The sequence below is a fragment of the Psychrobacter sp. NPDC078631 genome (genome assembly GCF_050268165.1).
In the GTDB taxonomy this organism is placed as follows: Bacteria; Pseudomonadota; Gammaproteobacteria; order Pseudomonadales; family Moraxellaceae; genus Psychrobacter.
In genome coordinates this window covers 1-18,520 of the sequence record NZ_JBNNGG010000002.1, presented here as the reverse complement: position 1 = coordinate 18,520, position 18,520 = coordinate 1, and the positions used below count along the sequence as shown (strand labels likewise).

Here is an 18,520-nt window from a genome sequence, read left to right as displayed (position 1 = left end):
CTGGATTTTTACTATGCGCTAAATATCTAGTTAGAGTTTACTTACTCTGGAACCAAGTATCCGCTTTGCTACGAGCACTGGCGATGTCATCACTTGATAAGTTCAATGCCAACTGACCAATTTTACCGCGTGCTTTGTTACGGACTTTTTCGTCTAACATGCCATCACGGGCAGCCAAGTCATACCATTTATAGGCATCGACTAGATTTTTTTGCTTTTCATCTAATAGCGCAAGCGTGTAACTGGCACGGTTATCGCCACGCATTGCAGCTTTTTCTAACCACAGACGAGCTTGTTGTAAGTTAGGCTGAACACCTTCACCGCGCAAATACATGATGGCAAGATTCAACTGAGCAGGGGCAACACCTTGCTGAGCGGCTTTGGTATACCACTGGATTGCTTGTTGGGTATTTTGAGCAATACCTTCACCTTTTTGCAAACGCTTGGCCAGATAGAACTGAGCGTGATCGTTACCTTGAGCGGCACGACTAGACAATTCGCTCACAGGCATAAGCTCAAAACGTGAGGTATCAAGCGGTACGTTTGATATTAACTCAGCATTGGCTAAACCAGCACAAGAAAATAATGCAGTAAACAACGCAGCTTTTAATAATTTCATAGCAGCTCCAAAATTAGGCAGTTAATAAGCAAAAAGAATTGTACCGCTAAACATTGTCTCGCTAAAGACAGTCAGACGGCGATAACAATTAGGTGGAATCTTGCGATATGAACTTACCTAATCATTAGCAAAAGGGGGTTGTCATCTCTAAATCAGAGATTTCACCCTAACTGATTAGACAAACGGTCGTAATAGTGGGGTGGCTGACAATATTTTGCTAGCTTAACACCCAAACTTACGAAACTCAAATACTAATTACAAGGTCTCATAGACGTTTGTACCTGATTGTCCTTAACAAAATCAGACAGTTACTAAAAAATTATATTAAGTTAACAATCCATTAAGGTTAATACTAACTTATGTGGCGCTGTTTAACAGTCTATAAAATATAAAGACAGTTGAGAATTTAGCGGCTATTTCTTGGTCACTCGGTAGATAGCGACGTCTGCTAACAAGTTAGGCGCTTGTCTTATTAACGCTTTCATCAAAGGTGTATGACCTTTTTCAGAATCGCTAACCGCAAAACGGTTAATAATATGAATATCATGCTGCGCACATAACAGTTCAAAATCTTTGAAAGTACATAGGTGAATGTTTGGTGTGTTGTACCATTCGTAAGGCAGTGCTTCAGAGACAGGCATCATACCTTTTAGCCCTAAATGAATGCGGTTTTGCCAATGCGCAAAGTTAGGAAAGGTGATGACTGCTTCACGAGCAACTCTCAGCATATCAAGCAACAACTCATCAGGTGCTTTTACTGCTTGTAGGGCACGTGCCATGACGACCGTGTCAAAGCTGTTATCAGCAAAGCGCGCTAGACCATCGTTGAGGTCCTGCTCGACAATTGACAAGCCATTGCCAATTGCCTCATTGATTTTGTCTTCATCAATCTCTAGTCCGTAACCTGTCACGCCTAGTTTTTGCTGTAAGTGGGCAAGCAGCTCACCATTGCCACAACCTAAGTCCAGTACATGTGCTTGCGGCGCAATCCAGCGCTCTGCCAATTGGTGATCCATTCTCATGAGCGCTCTCCTGTGGCTGGGCGGCTAGGGGTAATAAATGGCGCAGTCAAAAATCCTTTAACCGCACCCATGTAGCGAGGAATATCAAACAAGAATGAGTCATGTCCGTGCGGCGCATCAATATTGATATAGCTGACTGGTTTGCCAGTGGCCATTAGAGCATCGACAATCTCTTGCGAGCGCTCAGGTGCAAAGCGCCAGTCAGTGGTAAATGACACGACTAGATACTGGCATCGTGTATGAGCAAAGGCTGCTTTGAGCGCAGAAAGCTCTTGCTGACGATCAGATTCAATATCTTCAATCGTCGTTACTGCATCTTCTAACTCACTCTGTGCATTCGCTTTACTAGATTCGACTGACGCCGCGATTGAGTCTTCTATTTGCACTGTCGACTCTGTAGTGTCTTTTGCTACGGTTGATGGGTAGTCGCGTATTGGATAGTCGCGCGTCGGATCAAAGTAATCTAAGGCTTTAGTCATGAGCAGATAAGTATTGGCATCGAAGTTTTCACTAAAGCGCTCGCCTTGATAGCGTAGATAACTTTCGACCTGAAACTCGACATCGTAGCCATACATGAATTTGCCAGATTTTAAATCACGACCAAATTTTGCTTTCATCGCGTCATCAGTTAGATAGGTAATATGACCAACCATACGCGCCAATATCAGTCCGCGACGAGGATAAGTACCTTCTTGTATATAGCGACCATCTTTAAAGTCAGGATCGGATAATATAGATTGGCGCGCTACTTCGTTAAAAGCGATATTTTGAGCAGATAGTTTTGGCGTACTGGCGATGACCACACAGCGCTTCAATCGCTCTGGATAATCAACAGACCATTGTAGCGCTTGCATACCGCCCATTGAGCCGCCGACAATGGCGTGCCAAACGTCAATGCCTAAACGATCTGAGAGCATTGCTTGGGTTTTTACCCAGTCTTTGATGGTGATCAGCGGAAAATCAGGGCCATACACTTGTGGCTCATCGCTGCTATTTGCATCAAGGCTGTCCGAACTAACACTATCCGAATCAACACTATCAGGGTTAATAGTGGTAGGCCCTGTTGAACCAAAACAGCTGCCGATATTATTGACACACACCACATAGAACTGATTGGTATCGATGGCTTTGTTGGGGCCAATCATATTGTCCCACCAGCCTGCTTTTTTGTCATCAGTACTATGGAAGCCAGCTGCATGATGATTGCCCGATAACGCGTGGCAAATTAGAATCGCATTTGATTTGTCGCTATTGAGCGTACCGTAAGTTTCTACCATCAAGTCAAAAGAGGGCAGGGTACGGTTGCATTCTAACGTTAAGGGCTCAGCGAAATGAAAATTCTGAGGCGTAACGACACCCACAGACCCTGCAGCACTATCGGTATTGGCTGAGCCATTAGGGTGAGGTTGTGAATTAGGATGCTGGTCACTGGTATTATCAGAGCGTGCGTTCAAAGCTACCTCGCAAGACTACAATCATCAATAAAATAAAAGCAAAATGGCACGTTGCTAACAGGCTATTTTAGCTACACGGTTTTTATAAACTGGGCCTGTCTATTGTATGGTGATGCGCGTTGGAGTACAACCGTCGAGCGCGCCTTTCGAGCGTATCGATCGTAGTTTTTATGGAACATACTTTATAAATGAATAACGAGTAAGTCGCCAGCATCAAGTAATCAAGAGTCAATAAATAGCAACTGCGTATCAAATTGTATAGGTGCGCTTTTAGCCCGCGTCATTAATGGATAAAATGCTACACTGATGAGGTGTTAATTCAACTATGTCTTAACAGTATCGTCTCTTATTATTTTGACCTCACCCTTAATAACTTACTGCTAATAAAGTGCTGCTATGAAACCTAAATTGCCCCCACGTATTGCCGTTTTGTTAGTGAATCTTGGTACACCAGATGAGCCAACGGCACCTGCCGTACGTCGCTACCTTAAACAGTTTTTGTCAGACCCACGAGTGATTGAGATTCCCAAATTCCTGTGGGCTATTATTCTGAATCTATTTGTCTTGCCAAGTCGTCCTAAGCGCGTAGCAAAGGCTTACGCCAGTATCTGGGAAGGTGACTCACCGATTCGTAAAATACTAAAAAGCCAAGTTGAGCTATTAGAGCCACGTTTGGCCGATAGTGTGGCACCCTTTCGTGTCTCTGTGCACCCTGCGATGAGCTATGGTAATCCGGGTTTGCCTGACGTCATGGACGCGCTACGTGGTGAAGGGGTTGATCACTTTGTCATTCTGCCATTGTTCCCGCAGTACTCTGCTTCTTCAGGCGGTGCCGTATATGATGCGCTGACGAAGTGGACGCTCAAGCAACGCAACTTGCCAAATTATACGATTGTCAAAGACTACTTTGCCCATCCACTATATATTCAAGCTTTGGCCAACTCTATTCGCCGTTTTCAAGAGAAGCATGGCAAGCCTGAAAAGTTGATGTTTAGTTTTCATGGAATCCCGCAGCCTTATGCCGATAAAGGCGATCCTTATCCTAAACGTTGTAAATGTACCGCTGCACAAGTGGCGCATGAACTTGGCCTAACAGAAGATGAGTGGATTATCAGCTTTCAGTCCCGCTTTGGTAAGCAAGAGTGGGTCAAGCCATATACCGATGTGGTGTTGGAAGATTGGGGTAAGTCAGGTGTGCGCTCGGTACAGGTGATTAGTCCGGCGTTTTCAGCAGACTGTCTAGAGACACTAGAAGAGCTAGCCATTGAAAACCGTGATAACTTCCTTAATGCTGGCGGGCAAGAGTATCATTATATCCCTGCATTAAACCTTGATGAGACACATATTGAATTACTTGAAGCGTTGAGCTTACCTTTGGTAAAAGGTTGGGCTGGCACGTTAGATGGCTGGGTTTAGTTAGTCGAGCGTATTTGTATTGGTGAGTTGAATAGTAGAATAAAAAAGCACGCTTAATATAGTTAAGCGTGCTTTTCTGGTTTAGAAGGGTAGGTCAACAATCGTATTAAGTGCTAAAAATCATCATCGTTGCTACGTTCGGCCGCTTCTCTATCCACAATATCCATCGCATCTGGATAATCACTGTCATCAAGGTTGTCTTGAACTAAAATCTCATCGACACGAGACTCATCGATATTTTGACGATGCGCAGGTGTTAGTCCTTGGGTCGCATCACTACCGACTTCTGAATTATTGAATCCCGCACTATTATCGATCACATCATCGTTATCGATGGTATGCAGCATAGGATTGTCCAAATCAACCAATTGGTTGTCTTGTTCATCCTGATTATTGTTATCTAAATTATCTAAGTTATCGACGTTGTCATTATTGTCACGACGATTACCGTCAATATGATCCATCTCTTCTGGTAGTGGGTTTTTTGAGTTTTCCATGAGTAATTCCTTATTGTAGTTATTAGATGTCGCCATCATTAGAAGTAAGATATCGCGCTGACTTGTTAAAGCATCGCTCATTGCAATGTAAATAATATGCTTCTCAGTTTGTACGCTTAATCAACTTTTCACTAGTAGTAAGGTGTGACAGGATGTTCAAAAAATGTAAGACGATGATTAGAACACAAAACGGCTACTCAAGATGAGTAGCCGTAATTATTTATAAAATTTCTACTAAATCTTTGTAAGATAGCCAGATCGCTACATAAATAATCGAACTTATAGTTTTAATTATTGGCGTGGTCGAACTTATAATTTAACTTCTGTACCAGACATGACTCATAGTCAGCCAGTTTAAATCGCCATAAATAGGTCAAGGCAATACCATAAATTGCAGTCTCAGCCAGCTCTTCGACAATTTCACCAAATGTATGCGGGAACATAATAGCGTTCTCGCCCATGTACTGAATGATAGCCAGTACAGTAACGCTAAGATAGAGCGAAACTGGCACGTTTTTTAGCACTGCCCATAGGTAATGCCTCGAGTAGACTAGCAACCCAAGCGCGACGAGATAGATAACGGTAAGGACGCTGTCCTCCCACCAGTCATAAGATTGACCAAGCATCGAAAAGTCGCTTGGAACCAGTAAGTCTGGTAGATAGTTCAACTCTCGACGAATGACAGAGACAAATATAAGTACGGCTGCTAGCCAAAAAGCCTTAATTTGTTTGACATGACTTTTCATAACATATTGTGAACTGCGCAATAGGCATATTATCAAAAGTATAATGCCAGGGACTTCAATGATGCCATCTGAACTCAAAATAACTGGCTCCTGCGTATCAAAAAGAATGTGTTAAAAACAAAAAAGTGAGCCCAAAGGCTCACTTTAAAGCAAAAAATATTGAATAATTAGGGTTTAATAGATGACCTATTATAAACCCCGTACCTAGATATTACTGTTATGAAATATAACTAACTGGTCATAAGTGATTGTTAATATAAACAATATATAATGACTTATTGTAGTATCAGTTATCAAAAACTGTCATATCTGCAAGATATATAAATAGTCGTGCCTTACATGCTTGATTAAATGGCAGTTAATGGCAGTTTATGTCTAGTGCGCCTCATCCCAGTTCTGACCGCTATCAGTCTCGACTAATAAGGGTACTGCAAAGTCGACGTTCCAACCTTTTTCTACTGCTGTAGTCGTCAATACATCTTGCATAGCATCAGTAATCAGCTGGCTAACTTCGTCTACTTTATCGGCATCTACTTCGAACACCAATTCATCGTGAACCTGTAGCAGCATTTTGGCTTGTTCTTTTGGCAGTACTTTATCAACGGCAATCATAGCAAGCTTGATTAAATCAGCAGCAGAGCCTTGTAGTGGCGCGTTAATCGCTGCGCGCTCAGCACCTTGCTTGACCATACGATTACTATGATTGATATCAGGCGTATAGAGCTTACGGCCCAATATTGTTTCGACATAGCCTTGCTCGTAGGCGCTGGCACGCGTATTGATCATATAGTTTTTGACGCCTGGATAGCGCTCAAAGTACATATCGATATAGTCTTGTGCCTCGCCGCGGCTCATCTGTAGCTGCTTGGCAAGTCCAAAGGCACTCATCCCGTATAGCAGACCAAAGTTAATGGCTTTAGCATTACGACGCTCGGTTGAAGTGACGTCTGCGACATCCTTACCAAGTACTTCGGCAGCGGTGGCCGCGTGAATATCTAATCCTTCGTTGAAGGCGTGGGTTAGGTTTTTATCACCTGAGAAGTGCGCCATTAAACGTAATTCAATTTGTGAATAATCGGCGGCCAAAATAACGCGGCCTTCTGGCGCGATAAAGGCTTGACGAATCAAGCGACCAGTCGCAGTACGAATCGGGATGTTTTGTAAGTTAGGATCTGTCGATGACAAACGACCAGTGCTCGTTAATGCCTGATGGTAGCTAGTGTGTACACGGTCGGTTTCGCTATCCGCGACATTATCCAGCGCATCAGTATAGGTGCTTTTGAGCTTAGATAATCCGCGATACTCTAGCGTAATATCGACCAATGGATGATCGATTTTTGATAGTACCGCCTCACCAGTCGAGTATTGACCAGACTTGGTTTTTTTACCACCAGCGACGCCTAGCTTTTCGAATAGCATCTCACCAAGCTGCTTAGGAGAGCCAAGATTGAACTCTTCACCAGCTACTTCATAAGCGCGTTTTTCTAAGGCGATAATTTCTTCATCGAAGCGTTTTGATAGCTCGTTCAAGAATGAACGTTTAATCAAAATGCCATGCGCTTCCATTTGGCAAAGTATCTCTGCCGTTGGAATTTCTAGCTCGTGTAGTAATTTGGCATTATTGGCATCGTTAGCCAGCTCAACGCTGAACACGTCAAATAATTGATAGGTGATATCGGCATCTTCACACGCATAGTCGCTCGCGATATCGATGGCCACTTGGTCAAAGGTAACTTGCTTAGCGCCTTTACCTGCCACATCTTCAAAGCTGATGGTTTGCGTTTGTAGATAATGACGTGCCAAATCGTCCATACCGTGGCGAGTGGCTGCTGCATTGATGACATAGCTGGCAAGCATGGTGTCCATTGCCCAGTTATTTGGCTGCTCATGTATGGTGCCGACTAGATCGATATCATAGTGAGCGAGGATGTGCGCATCATACTTTAGATGCTGACCGATTTTACCGATATTTGGGTTCTCTAGTACAGGTTTTAAGCGAGCTAAAACTGTATCGCGATCAAGTTGCTTGGCAGTTAGCTCATCACCTTCTAGGCTATGCGTAAGCGGAATGTAATAGGCTTCGTGTGCTTGCAACGCGAAAGATAAACCGACAATTTGTGCATCACGCCAATGAACGCTAGTGGTTTCGGTATCAATGACAAAGTGCGGAGCAGTTTCTAACAACTCGACCAAGCTATCAAACGCTGGCTCGTCGAGTACAGTGTGCCACGCTTTATCATGGTTAGCGCTGTCTTTGATGCTGTCGCTCTTGGTTGATTGGAGCGATTTTGCCACCTGTGCCTGTGACTCAGTATTGGCTTGGCTATCAGCAACACTTTTAGAGCCATTAGCAGGGTGATTCGGGTGATCAAGCGATGCCAGCTCATTTCTAAACTCAAGCTCATTATATAAGTCGCGCAATTCGTCTATATGCGCACAAGGGTCAGTATTGATTTTTAGGTCATTCCAATCTTGACCGATGGCTAAGTTGGTAACGATGGTAGCCAGCTTTCTATTAAAAGGAATATCGTCGGCGTGTTCAATTAGACCTTTCGCTCCGCGACCTTTGATAAAGCCAATATGCTTAAGCATATTTTCGATATCACCGTACTCAACGAGTAGGTCTTTAGCAGTCTTTTTACCGATACCAGGTACGCCTTTGATACCATCAGAGGCATCACCCATTAGCGTTAAAAAATCGATCATTTGATTTGGGTTAATACCAAATTTATCGATTACTGCTGGTGTATCCGTGACTTTACCTGTAAAGCTGTCTTCTAGTATCACGCAGTCATTGACCAGCTGCATCATGTCTTTATCACCTGTTGAGATGACTACATGATGGCCTTGTTCGACAGCGCGATGGGCAAGTGTACCGATGATATCATCGGCCTCTGCACCCTCGATACGCAACAGTGGAATACCTAAGGCAGTGACCAAACGATGAATATAAGGAATTTGCTCTACCAGCTCGATATCGATGGGTGGACGAGCGGCTTTATAATCAGCAGACATATGATGGCGAAAAGTTGGTGATTTGGTATCGAAGCAGACAGCCATATGAGTAGGGTGATAGCGACGCATCAATTTTAGTAGTGCGTTGAGTGTACCGCGTATCGCATTGGTGATTAAGCCCTGCGAGTTTTGCATGGTTTTTGGTAAGGCGTGATAAGTGCGGAACAGATAATAGGAGCCATCAACCAAAATAAAAGGCGGCTGATCTTTGTCTACATGACTGGTATCCATCAGCGCCACGTTAGGCATGGTATCGAAGTTCGGTAATGCTTTTGGGTCAAGCGCTTGGTGAGAGTTGTGGTCGTTATCGGTAGTATTGTCGGCTATGTCATCAGTCATAAAAGTCACTTATCAGCTATTAGATAAAAATATATACGCTTATTATAACGATAAAATCAGCGCGTGCCGAACTGCTTAACCGTTACGAGATGTTCTATCGTGTTCTTTTTCATTGAAATCTACACTGAGTTTTCGATATTCCATTTCTACAATAAATAAATTGCTAAAAACAAAAAAGAACCCAGATAAACTGAGTTCTTTTAGAAGGGAATAACTATCGACTACTTGTCATTCAATAGACGTTGATAACGAGTCTCTGAATACGTTATTTTACTTCTGAAGAGACTTCGACATCGATGTTACCGCTGGTCGCTTTCGAATATGGGCATACTTCATGCGCTTTTTCGACCAATTTTTGAATCTCGTCAGCAGATAGGTCTGTATTGTCAGCGATAACGTGGATTTTTACGGCAAGCTTATATTCGTGGTTGTCACCTTGTAATAAGTCTACAGAGGTCTCAACAGTTGAGCCAAATGTTGCGCTTTCCATTTTTTTGACTACGCCTAAAGCGCCATCAAAACAAGCACCATAACCCATAGCGAGCAATTGCTCAGGATTATTACCTTTTTCATTACCGCCTGGTGGTACCATATTGATTTCAAGATCACTATCGCTTAAGGTTGCTGTACCCATGCGTCCGCCAGTAACAGTAGATTTGGTAGAATATAGAGATTTCATGACACATCCTTTATTGTGAGTTTTTATGTTTATATTTAAGTGGTAAATCTTAATATGAAACTTAGCATAACAAATCGCTCACGCAGCTCAGTGCATAGAGAGTAAATATATACTGCTAGTTTGTAAATGGGATTTCGGACACAGTTTTATTCGTTTTTAGATTTACAAGCTTATCGTACAGTCGTCAAAGAGGTACAATAGCGGTAATGAGCCATATATACGTTATCAGTACAGATAACAGAAATCTGAATCATAAGGACATTGTTTGATGAATAGATGGATTGCGATACCTAGTGTTTGCTTTTTGACGACGCTTGCTTTGATGGGGTGCGAAGAAGAAGACGGCGCTTATGGGACGGCTAGTAGCGAGATTACATTGACAAGCTTTGCTAATAGTTATGATAGCAAAGCCAATGCTACGGCAATTGCGCGAATTGATGAAACGTATCGTACTGGTGCGCGCGAGATCAAAACAACCAATCTCATCAACAGTTATAGCAATCAAAGCCTGAATGATTTAGACAGAACCGTGCTAGCAGATGACTTCGAGGGTCGACTTGAAAATAAAGACATCGAGGTTAATAATCGGACGGTCAAACGTCCCATTTATGAAAAAAACACCAACAACCAGCTAGACTACCAAACCACTTATAAGACGCTTAACTTATCAGGGCTGCGTGCGAACAGCTATGTTGCTAGTACAAACGTGAACAATAGATACGGTATTATTACCGACTTAAACAACTATTCTGAAATTCCGACCAATGTTGCTTTTCCTGAAGGGTCGGTTTGTTATATCCCTGTGGTAACCAGTGAGCGTTCGTTTTTGGCATTTAATGAGAAAAACAAGACTGGTTACGCCTCAATAGAGAGATGGATTGAAGTGGCCAAAACCCGCTTTAGTGCGGATAGAGATCATAGAACTTCTCAGTTCGGCGTTGGCGTAGGCAATCAGCAACAAGCCGCGCAAGTTATGTTTTTTGAATACGATGATCAGCCTGCTTATGAATATAGCGGTGTTGAGTACGGAAAGGACGTCTATGAGGCAAACTATGTCGCCAAAGGTAGCACCGACCCGAATACAGACAGCCGTTTTGACGTAGTTGATTGTACAATTGTTAATGAGGTGGCTGGCGACTTCTTGGCTGAGCAAATCGAACGCTACTATTGAGATGAATTGATGGTTATTAGTCGTGCTAATTAAGCAAGATGATCGCAATTAAAAAGCCCAAAAACACGCTTCGTTTAAATAACGGGGCGTGTTTTTTTATACGCTAATTCTGCACCCTGATGCTAAATCCGCTACAATACGCCCATTATTTATTTTATTTATTTAGAGTCACTTCTAAATCACATAACTGTTGAAGCTGAAAATTATGAGCGTAGATCCAAAGAAATTAAACAAAGAAGTTGCTAAGCGCCGCACCTTTGCCATTATCTCGCATCCCGATGCGGGTAAGACCACCATGACCGAAAAGCTCCTATTATGGGGTCAAGCGATTCAGGTAGTGGGCGAAGTAAAAGGCCGTAAGACGGATCGTCATGCAACCTCAGATTGGATGAGCATGGAGCAAGAGCGTGGTATCTCGATTACGACGTCTGTCATGCAGTTTCCGTATAAAGACCATATGGTCAACCTACTAGATACCCCAGGTCACGCCGACTTTAGTGAAGATACTTACCGTACTTTGACCGCAGTAGATAGTGCGCTGATGATGGTCGATGGTGCAAAAGGTGTCGAAGAACGAACCATCAAGCTGATGGAAGTATGTCGTATGCGCGATACGCCTATCATCTCATTCGTCAACAAGCTAGATCGTCAGATTCGTGAGCCGCTTGAGTTGCTTAGCGAAATCGAAGCCGTTCTAAAAATCAAATGTATCCCAGTGACTTGGCCTATCGGTATGGGTCAAGACTTCATTGGCGTCTATCATTTGACCGAAAATAAAACTTACTTTTATGAAAAAGGTAATGGCGGCAAGATGACGGTCTCTGAGACTCGAGAAGGCTACGATTATCCAGATATCCGTGAGCGTCTAGGACAGCTAATGTTTGACGCTTTCGAAGAGTCGCTTGAGCTGGTACAGATGGCGCTAGAAGAGTTCAGTGTTGAAGCATTTTTGGCTGGCGAGATGACACCAGTATTGTTTGGTACAGCATTGGGTAACTTTGGGGTAAACATGGTACTTGATACCTTGGTCAAATATGCACCGCCGCCAAAAGCCCATCCAACGACTGAGCGTGAAGTATCAGCCACCGAGACAGATTTTACAGGCTTCGTTTTTAAGATTCAGGCTAATATGGATCCGCGTCATCGTGACCGTATTGCGTTCTTGCGAGTGTGCTCTGGTAAGTACGAGAAGGGTATGAAAATGAAGCATGTACGTCTGGGTAAAGACGTACGTATCGCCGATGCTCTAACCTTTTTAGCAGGTGACCGAGAGGCGCTAGAAGAAGCCTATCCAGGTGATATCATTGGTTTGCATAACCATGGCACCATCTCTATCGGTGACAGTTTCACTGAAGGCGAAGAGTTGAGCTTTACGGGTATTCCGCATTTTGCCCCTGAATTGTTCCGCCGTGTGGTACTAAAAGATCCGCTTAAATCAAAAGCCCTGCAAAAAGGTCTTCAACAATTAAGTGAAGAGGGCGCAACGCAGGTCTTTATGCCGCAGATTAATAATGATTTGGTTTTGGGTGCGGTCGGTGTCCTACAGTTTGAGGTGGTCGCGCATCGTCTAAAAGAAGAGTATAAAGTTCAGTGTACCTTTGAGCCAGTATCGATAGCTACAGTACGTTGGATTCATTGTGATGACGAAGTAGCATTGGCGAAATTTAAGAAAAAAGCCCATGACCAGTTATCATTAGATGGCGGCGGTTATCTGACTTACCTTGCGCCGTCACGCGTTAATCTACAGCTGATGCAAGACCGCTACCCAGAAGTGACCTTTAGTAGCACTCGCGAACATTAAATTTATTTATACGCTTATATCGTTTATTGATTAAGACACGCCAGCCGTGTCTTTTTTATTGCCTGTGTTTACGACTCAAATAGTGAGAGTCAGATAACCGTTCGCTTACACCACCTCAAAAACGTGAACAGTCTTCCTACAATACATTGCAATTGTTACGGTAGAATATTGAATGGCATTTTATATTTGTAAAAGAGGACATATGCACACTACGACTCAAACTGATGATAAATCTATATCGGCTGATCTATTTTCGATAAAGGTAAGCCAGAGACGTTCAATTGCTATGTTGACTGGCAGCCTATTATTAAGTGCCGTTAGTATGTCGGTAAATGCAGGAAGCTTTCTTAGTAGCACTGAATATCTACCGTATCGACTACCCAGTAATATACAAGAGACATGTGACAAGCGTGATAACTGTCCAGAGATTGAAGTTAAATATCTTAAAAGCAGTCAAAACTGGATAGATGAGATTGCCAATGCCCGTATCGATAACTTAGTCGTCAATAGTCAAATGACAGAGTCAGCACCTATCAAGGGTAAAAGCAGCGAAAAAGAAGTTACGGATGCTCTTGATAGCTTTGTGAGCTCGCAATTCCAAGATATGCCTGATGATGTGTCGTGGGGTTATAATCTGATGGTAGCGCTTCATTACTTAGGTCATGTCGATGACTTTGAACTGTTTGAGATTAGCTCCTATGTCTATACTGGCGGTGCACATGGTATGCCTTATAGCGAGTACCTAGTGTTTGACCCAAGTACCAAAAAGCAGGTCACGCTTGACGACATGCTTATCTCAGGGCAAAAACCTCGTTTTGAGGCGCTTGCCTATGATGCGTATAAAGGATGGGTTAAAACGGTTGCTGAAGACGTGAGCAGTTATGAGAAAAACTGGCCATTTACGTTGAGCGATAATGTGACTTTGACAGATACAGGCGTTAGCATTCGTTATCAGCATTATTCTATCGGTCCATATGCTTACGGTATGCCTGTCCTTAATATCCCGTATAGTAAGCTCGACAAAGTTATAAAGCCTCACTTTATACCAAAGTAAATGCTGTATGGTGTTTGAGGAAAGTACTTAATAAACCGTACTAGGCAAATATTATTAAAGAAATAGCGACAATACTTATCATAAATTGGCAGTAATATTTTAGAGTTATTATTTTTAGCATCATTGGATATTCAATAGAAAAATAAGGAGTTATAACATGACAAACGAGACAGATAGTATGAATACGGCAGCAAGTACAACTTGGCAGCTAAATGCATTGACGGAAGCGCTAGGTGACCTGACACTGACAGTTAGTGATAGCTTATCTATAGGTCGTGGTAGTGATAACGACGTAGTGCTAGGTAGTAAGCAGGTTTCTCGCAACCATGCAGTGCTCAGTGTGCTAGATGGTCAGTTGTATGTGAAGGACTTAGATTCTTCTAATGGCACGTTTATCAATGAGCAACGTATCGAAGGCAATAAATCTAGTCATTTAAAAGTAGATGATACGCTTGGCTTTGCAAGTTTTAGCTTTCAAGTACAGGCATCTGCTGCGCCAGTAGTCACAGAAGAGCCAGTAGCAGATACACATGAAAATGCTGACACAGCTGCCGTGCCAGAAACTCCTGCTAGTGAGCCTGTGACCGAAGAGCAAATAGTTGAGGAAAGCGTTCTTGAAGAAGATCTAATCAAAGAGCAAACAGGTAATAAGCCAGTGATTAAAGAAACTGGTATTGAAGAAATGTTACCTGCTAAAGATGATACTGTACCTGTAGAACCTTTACCTGTAGAACCTTTACCTGTAGAACCTTTACCTGTAGAACCTTTACCTGTAGATACCGGCTTAGATATGACCGAAGACTCAGTCACTCCTGCGCATGAAACCGTTGAACCAGTTATTGAAGAGCCGGCTTTTGAAGAACCAGCTATTGAAGAGCTAGCTACTGAACAAGCCGTTGCTACAGAGCCAGTTGTCAAAGAAACAGGTATCGATGAAGTGCTATCTGACGCGGATGCAGCATCGCCTACGCCAGTAGAAGAAACGCCAGTTGCCACAGAGGTAGTAACTGACGCATCTGTACCTACGGCAACTGAAGCAGAGGCTGTGACGTCTACAGAGCCATTACAGGCAGCATTTACTGATAGCGCACCAGTGGTAGAAGAGCCAGCAGTCCAAGACGAACACGACAAAACAACAAAAACAGAGTTACAAGAAGAAGCTGACCCTGAAGTTTTAAAAGCCAAACAAGCAGCTAGTGCACAGTTTTCAGGCACGGCTAATTTAGGGCAGCCGCGCGATCTTGGTACCGAAGGCAATAATGCGATGGATCAAGAAATCAGCAACCCTGCTCATGCAGGTCATGTAGAGAAAAAAGCGAGCGGCGGCTGGTTCATATGGGTATTTGTGACCATTCTAATTATCGGTTTGGCCTTATGGTTGTTTAATATGGGCGGTGCATAATTCAACTCTACACTAAGTCTTTGTCGTAATTTTTGACAGAGGCCCTTGTGTGCGTACCGTTTTTTAAACAAATAACTCATTATAGCGTCGATATTTTAGCGAATATTGGCGCTATATTTTATAGAGCAGCTTATAGTTTTGTTATTGCCTATAAGGTGCTAAGAGAGCGCTATTATGATGACTTTTGAAGAATATCAAGCTTTTAGAGATAGGGGCTTTAGTCACGCACCGCTGGTAAAAAAGCGTCTGATGGATGCGCAGACTCCCGTATCTGTATTCTCCAAAGTACGTGATCTAAATGGCTCTGCCTATCTGTTTGAGTCTGTGGTAGGCGGTGAGCGCTGGGCGCGATACTCCATGATTGGATTGGGTAGTGATCTGATTTTACAGTACGCTGATGGCAATATGACGACTAAAAGAAACGATCATATTGATACAGAGTCAGTAGAGAATCCCTTTGATTACCTGCGTGAGCTGATGGCGCAATATCAAATGCCAACCGCTGAAGATGTGCCGACGATGCCGAGCTTTAGTGGCGGTCTAGTCGGTTACTTTGGATATGATATGGTACGTGTTATTGAGCCAAGTGTCGGCTTATCTGATGCGCCCAATCCAATGTCGATGCCAGATATGTGGCTGATGCTTTCGATGAGCGTGATTGTATTTGATAATTTAGAGAATACGCTATCAATCATCGTCTATGCTGATTGCCAGTCTGAGGATGGCTACAGTTCAGCTATTCGCGAGCTAGAACAAATCGAGGAAAAGCTAGCAGAACCGTCTAACTTGCGCGCACCTGTAATGCCTACGCCTAAATTTATATCGCAAACAGGTGCTGAAAAATACTGTAGTGATGTCGATAAAATAAAGGATTACATTGCCACAGGTGACGTCATGCAAGTAGTGCCAGCGCAGCGCTTGACAGCGGACTATACAGGCGACTCTCTAGCCGTCTATCGTGCGCTTCGCTACCTAAACCCTTCACCGTATCTGTTTTTAGTGCATGGCTATACACTCGATGATCACAAACGCTTTGATATTATCGGTGCTTCTCCTGAAATCCTATCCCGTATCGAAAATGGCAAAGTAACGGTAAGGCCGTTGGCAGGGACACGGCGACGTGGCCGAGATGAGGCTGAAGACCTAGCGCTCGAGCAAGAGCTGCTAAATGATGAGAAGGAAACGGCCGAGCATCTGATGCTCATTGATTTGGGTCGCAATGATATTGGCCGCGTTTGCGAGTATGGCAGTGTCAAAGTCACAGAAAAGATGTTTATAGAGCGCTACTCACAAGTGATGCATATTGCATCCAATGTTGAGGGTACGATACGAGCTGACAAAGATGCACTAGATGTGTTTTGTGCCACTTTCCCAGCTGGTACGCTATCGGGTGCACCCAAAATCCGCGCTATGCAAATTATCGATGAGATAGAACCAGTACGTCGAACGGTGTTTGGTGGCTCAGTTGGTTATCTAGGTTGGAATGGTAATATGGACACGGCCATTGCTATCCGTACTGCGGTGATGCGCCGTGGTGAGATACATATTCAAGCCGGAGCAGGGGTTGTTGCTGATTCTGTTCCAGAAAAAGAATGGGATGAAACCAATAAAAAAGCATTAGCACTAATAAAAGCGGTAGAAATGGCCTGTAATGGCTTGCGTATTCGCTAATTAAATGGCCGGTGATATGACAAAAATAAAGGCTGCAAGTAAAAAGCCAATTTATTGCCATATTTTTATTTATAAAAAAACCAGCTTAATCAGTAACTTAAATATTTATATCAAATTAATTTAAAAAAAGATGAAAAAGTACTTGCGCATCTCAAAAAATTTGATAGAATAGCCACCACTTTAAGAGAACAAGCCGACTTAGCTCAGTTGGTAGAGCAACTGACTTGTAATCAGTAGGTCGCCAGTTCGATCCCGGCAGTCGGCACCATCTCTCTTAAAGTAGCTTTTTATGAATTTGTCTTAAATGTAAGTCATTTTTGTTCAAAGCAACCTAAGGTGGGGTTGGGGAGCGGTCAAACCCAACAGACTGTAAATCTGTCGCGAAAGCTTCGAAGGTTCGAATCCTTCCCCCACCACCATATTTTCTAAAGTTTGTCATAGCGCCAAGCATACTCTCTATATCTCATAACTCTCAATTAGAGTTATCCTGAATAAGAGTAAATGCGGGTGTGGTATAATGGTAACACCTTAGCCTTCCAAGCTAATGACGCGGGTTCGATTCCCGCCACCCGCTCCATATATACACCATCGCAAAGCATAACAATAAATCATCACGAGAGTCAGTAATTATTGCTGCATCGTGATATTTTTTTTAGTGCAACTCAAAGGTTTTAACATACGCTCATATAGCTCAGCGGTAGAGCACTCCCTTGGTAAGGGAGAGGTCTCGAGTTCAATTCTCGATATGAGCTCCATTTATTGTTTATACCTTTTATGCTTGTTTTGCTATTTATATAACTTTGCGTCGATATCGAAATTATAGAATATTGAAATATATAACAGTAGTGCGGTAGACAATGATTCAAAGGTGACACTGAGGTGTTGCCTTTTAGTGCTGTCAGTATATTAATAAATATTGGTTTTGATGGTCTTATATAGAGAAGACTAAAACTAATAGGTCAGTATGCAGACATTAATACATTATTTTTTGCATTTTGGTTTTCCTCTTTTTATCGCGATTGCGTTTTTTAAAAAAGAGTGGAAAAAAGCATATCTGATTTTGCTTGCGACTATGTTGGTTGATATAGATCATCTGGTAGCAAACCCAATATTTCAAGCAAGTAGATGTAGCATTAATTTCCATCCGCTACATACTTATTATGCGATGCTAGTGTATTTTGTTTTACTCTTTCTTCGTAAGCCTCTTAATATCATTGGAATAGGATTGCTGTTCCATATGTTAACGGATTTTACGGATTGTTTGATGATGTCGGTCAGCTAATATCGCGACCTTGCATATCAAGATAATTATACGGTTATAAGAAAGATTACAATCAATCGAGCTGTATATCTACTAGTTAGAGAAAAGTTGATTTCAATTGAGAGATGTATGACTATTTAAGACAAGTCAGCGTATAATAACGGATACAAGAATTAGTTCGGAGCATTGTTTAAGCAGTGGTTCGTGCGGTTGATAGCTAGGTTTATGATGATTTAATTCTATTATGAGCCATTAAACAGCTTTTTATTGATCATTCACCAAAAAAAGAGGAAATACCCATGGCAAAGGCCAAGTTTGAACGTAACAAGCCACACGTCAACGTCGGTACAATCGGACACGTTGACCATGGTAA

At 42.7% G+C, this 18,520-nt stretch carries 14 protein-coding genes, 4 tRNA genes and 1 pseudogene; 12 read left to right on the top strand and 7 right to left on the bottom strand.

Going from position 1 to position 18,520, the window contains the following annotated elements; genetic code table 11:
• Window positions 1-37 precede the first annotated feature (37 nt).
• From ACQKCP_RS06200 to metX, 3 genes are all read right to left on the bottom strand, one after another.
• Window positions 38-619 carry a tetratricopeptide repeat protein gene (locus tag ACQKCP_RS06200; RefSeq protein WP_057758462.1) on the bottom strand — a complete coding sequence of 194 codons (582 nt, stop codon included), beginning with the start codon at window positions 617-619 and terminating at the stop codon, window positions 38-40.
• A 413-nt stretch (window positions 620-1,032) separates the two neighbouring features.
• Window positions 1,033-1,641 carry a methionine biosynthesis protein MetW gene (metW, locus tag ACQKCP_RS06195; protein ID WP_057758464.1) on the bottom strand — a complete coding sequence of 203 codons (609 nt, stop codon included), beginning with the start codon at window positions 1,639-1,641 and terminating at the stop codon, window positions 1,033-1,035.
• A complete protein-coding gene (gene metX / locus ACQKCP_RS06190) occupies window positions 1,638-3,002 on the bottom strand; it encodes a homoserine O-acetyltransferase MetX (protein ID WP_427612027.1) in 1,365 nt (454 codons plus the stop codon). The genes metW and metX overlap by 4 nt, the downstream gene beginning before the upstream one ends.
• A gap of 489 nt (window positions 3,003-3,491) precedes the next feature.
• Between metX and hemH the strand changes: the two genes are divergently transcribed.
• A complete protein-coding gene (hemH, locus tag ACQKCP_RS06185; RefSeq protein WP_102090514.1) occupies window positions 3,492-4,511 on the top strand; it encodes a ferrochelatase in 1,020 nt (339 codons plus the stop codon).
• A 113-nt stretch (window positions 4,512-4,624) separates the two neighbouring features.
• Here hemH and ACQKCP_RS06180 read toward each other — a convergent pair whose 3' ends face one another.
• The 4 genes from ACQKCP_RS06180 to ACQKCP_RS06165 all read right to left on the bottom strand — a co-directional run bounded on the left by ACQKCP_RS06180 (window position 4,625) and on the right by ACQKCP_RS06165 (window position 9,787).
• Window positions 4,625-5,008 (bottom strand): hypothetical protein, encoded by a 384-nt coding sequence (locus ACQKCP_RS06180; RefSeq protein ID WP_102094622.1) that lies wholly within the window; start codon window positions 5,006-5,008, stop codon window positions 4,625-4,627.
• 287 nt (window positions 5,009-5,295) lie between these two features.
• Window positions 5,296-5,754 (bottom strand): hypothetical protein, encoded by a 459-nt coding sequence (locus ACQKCP_RS06175; protein WP_290178122.1) that lies wholly within the window; start codon window positions 5,752-5,754, stop codon window positions 5,296-5,298.
• 375 nt (window positions 5,755-6,129) lie between these two features.
• Window positions 6,130-9,108, bottom strand: coding sequence for a DNA polymerase I (gene polA, locus ACQKCP_RS06170; protein WP_427611690.1), 2,979 nt, complete (start codon window positions 9,106-9,108; stop codon window positions 6,130-6,132).
• A 265-nt stretch (window positions 9,109-9,373) separates the two neighbouring features.
• Window positions 9,374-9,787 (bottom strand): Ohr family peroxiredoxin, encoded by a 414-nt coding sequence (locus tag ACQKCP_RS06165; protein WP_057758473.1) that lies wholly within the window; start codon window positions 9,785-9,787, stop codon window positions 9,374-9,376.
• A gap of 268 nt (window positions 9,788-10,055) precedes the next feature.
• On the opposite strand from ACQKCP_RS06165, the gene ACQKCP_RS06160 reads away from it, so the two are divergent.
• From ACQKCP_RS06160 to ACQKCP_RS06110, 11 genes and pseudogenes are all read left to right on the top strand, one after another.
• Window positions 10,056-10,958: a hypothetical protein gene (locus ACQKCP_RS06160; protein ID WP_427611689.1), complete on the top strand. Its 903-nt coding sequence runs from the start codon at window positions 10,056-10,058 to the stop codon at window positions 10,956-10,958.
• A gap of 205 nt (window positions 10,959-11,163) precedes the next feature.
• Window positions 11,164-12,759, top strand: coding sequence for a peptide chain release factor 3 (locus ACQKCP_RS06155; protein WP_057758477.1), 1,596 nt, complete (start codon window positions 11,164-11,166; stop codon window positions 12,757-12,759).
• A 202-nt stretch (window positions 12,760-12,961) separates the two neighbouring features.
• The gene (locus ACQKCP_RS06150) at window positions 12,962-13,813 is read left to right on the top strand and encodes an RsiV family protein (RefSeq protein ID WP_427611688.1); all 852 of its coding nucleotides are present in this window, start codon (window positions 12,962-12,964) and stop codon (window positions 13,811-13,813) included.
• A gap of 157 nt (window positions 13,814-13,970) precedes the next feature.
• Window positions 13,971-15,215, top strand: a complete 1,245-nt coding sequence (locus tag ACQKCP_RS06145; RefSeq protein WP_427611687.1) for an FHA domain-containing protein — start codon at window positions 13,971-13,973, stop codon at window positions 15,213-15,215.
• A gap of 174 nt (window positions 15,216-15,389) precedes the next feature.
• Window positions 15,390-16,886, top strand: coding sequence for an anthranilate synthase component I (gene trpE, locus ACQKCP_RS06140; RefSeq protein ID WP_427611685.1), 1,497 nt, complete (start codon window positions 15,390-15,392; stop codon window positions 16,884-16,886).
• Window positions 16,887-17,078: 192 nt separating this feature from the next.
• Window positions 17,079-17,154, top strand: a tRNA-Thr gene (locus tag ACQKCP_RS06135).
• A gap of 67 nt (window positions 17,155-17,221) precedes the next feature.
• Window positions 17,222-17,305 (top strand) — tRNA-Tyr (locus ACQKCP_RS06130).
• 84 nt (window positions 17,306-17,389) lie between these two features.
• Window positions 17,390-17,463, top strand: a tRNA-Gly gene (locus ACQKCP_RS06125).
• Window positions 17,464-17,566: 103 nt separating this feature from the next.
• A tRNA-Thr gene (locus ACQKCP_RS06120) sits at window positions 17,567-17,641 on the top strand.
• A 209-nt stretch (window positions 17,642-17,850) separates the two neighbouring features.
• Window positions 17,851-18,168 (top strand): DUF6122 family protein, encoded by a 318-nt coding sequence (locus tag ACQKCP_RS06115; protein WP_427611684.1) that lies wholly within the window; start codon window positions 17,851-17,853, stop codon window positions 18,166-18,168.
• 278 nt (window positions 18,169-18,446) lie between these two features.
• Window positions 18,447-18,520: pseudogene (locus tag ACQKCP_RS06110) on the top strand (hypothetical protein); the annotation flags it as partial.

What these genes read in the sequence shown, in the direction of transcription:
- ACQKCP_RS06200 (WP_057758462.1), bottom strand. Translation starts at nt 619, where the DNA reads ATGAAATTATTAAAAGCTGCGTTGTTTACTGCATTATTTTCTTGTGCT.
- metW (WP_057758464.1), bottom strand. Translation starts at nt 1,641, where the DNA reads ATGAGAATGGATCACCAATTGGCAGAGCGCTGGATTGCGCCGCAAGCA.
- hemH (WP_102090514.1), top strand. Translation starts at nt 3,492, where the DNA reads ATGAAACCTAAATTGCCCCCACGTATTGCCGTTTTGTTAGTGAATCTT.
- ACQKCP_RS06180 (WP_102094622.1), bottom strand. Translation starts at nt 5,008, where the DNA reads ATGGAAAACTCAAAAAACCCACTACCAGAAGAGATGGATCATATTGAC.
- ACQKCP_RS06175 (WP_290178122.1), bottom strand. Translation starts at nt 5,754, where the DNA reads ATGAAAAGTCATGTCAAACAAATTAAGGCTTTTTGGCTAGCAGCCGTA.
- polA (WP_427611690.1), bottom strand. Translation starts at nt 9,108, where the DNA reads ATGACTGATGACATAGCCGACAATACTACCGATAACGACCACAACTCT.
- ACQKCP_RS06165 (WP_057758473.1), bottom strand. Translation starts at nt 9,787, where the DNA reads ATGAAATCTCTATATTCTACCAAATCTACTGTTACTGGCGGACGCATG.
- ACQKCP_RS06160 (WP_427611689.1), top strand. Translation starts at nt 10,056, where the DNA reads ATGAATAGATGGATTGCGATACCTAGTGTTTGCTTTTTGACGACGCTT.
- ACQKCP_RS06155 (WP_057758477.1), top strand. Translation starts at nt 11,164, where the DNA reads ATGAGCGTAGATCCAAAGAAATTAAACAAAGAAGTTGCTAAGCGCCGC.
- ACQKCP_RS06150 (WP_427611688.1), top strand. Translation starts at nt 12,962, where the DNA reads ATGCACACTACGACTCAAACTGATGATAAATCTATATCGGCTGATCTA.
- ACQKCP_RS06145 (WP_427611687.1), top strand. Translation starts at nt 13,971, where the DNA reads ATGACAAACGAGACAGATAGTATGAATACGGCAGCAAGTACAACTTGG.
- trpE (WP_427611685.1), top strand. Translation starts at nt 15,390, where the DNA reads ATGATGACTTTTGAAGAATATCAAGCTTTTAGAGATAGGGGCTTTAGT.
- ACQKCP_RS06115 (WP_427611684.1), top strand. Translation starts at nt 17,851, where the DNA reads ATGCAGACATTAATACATTATTTTTTGCATTTTGGTTTTCCTCTTTTT.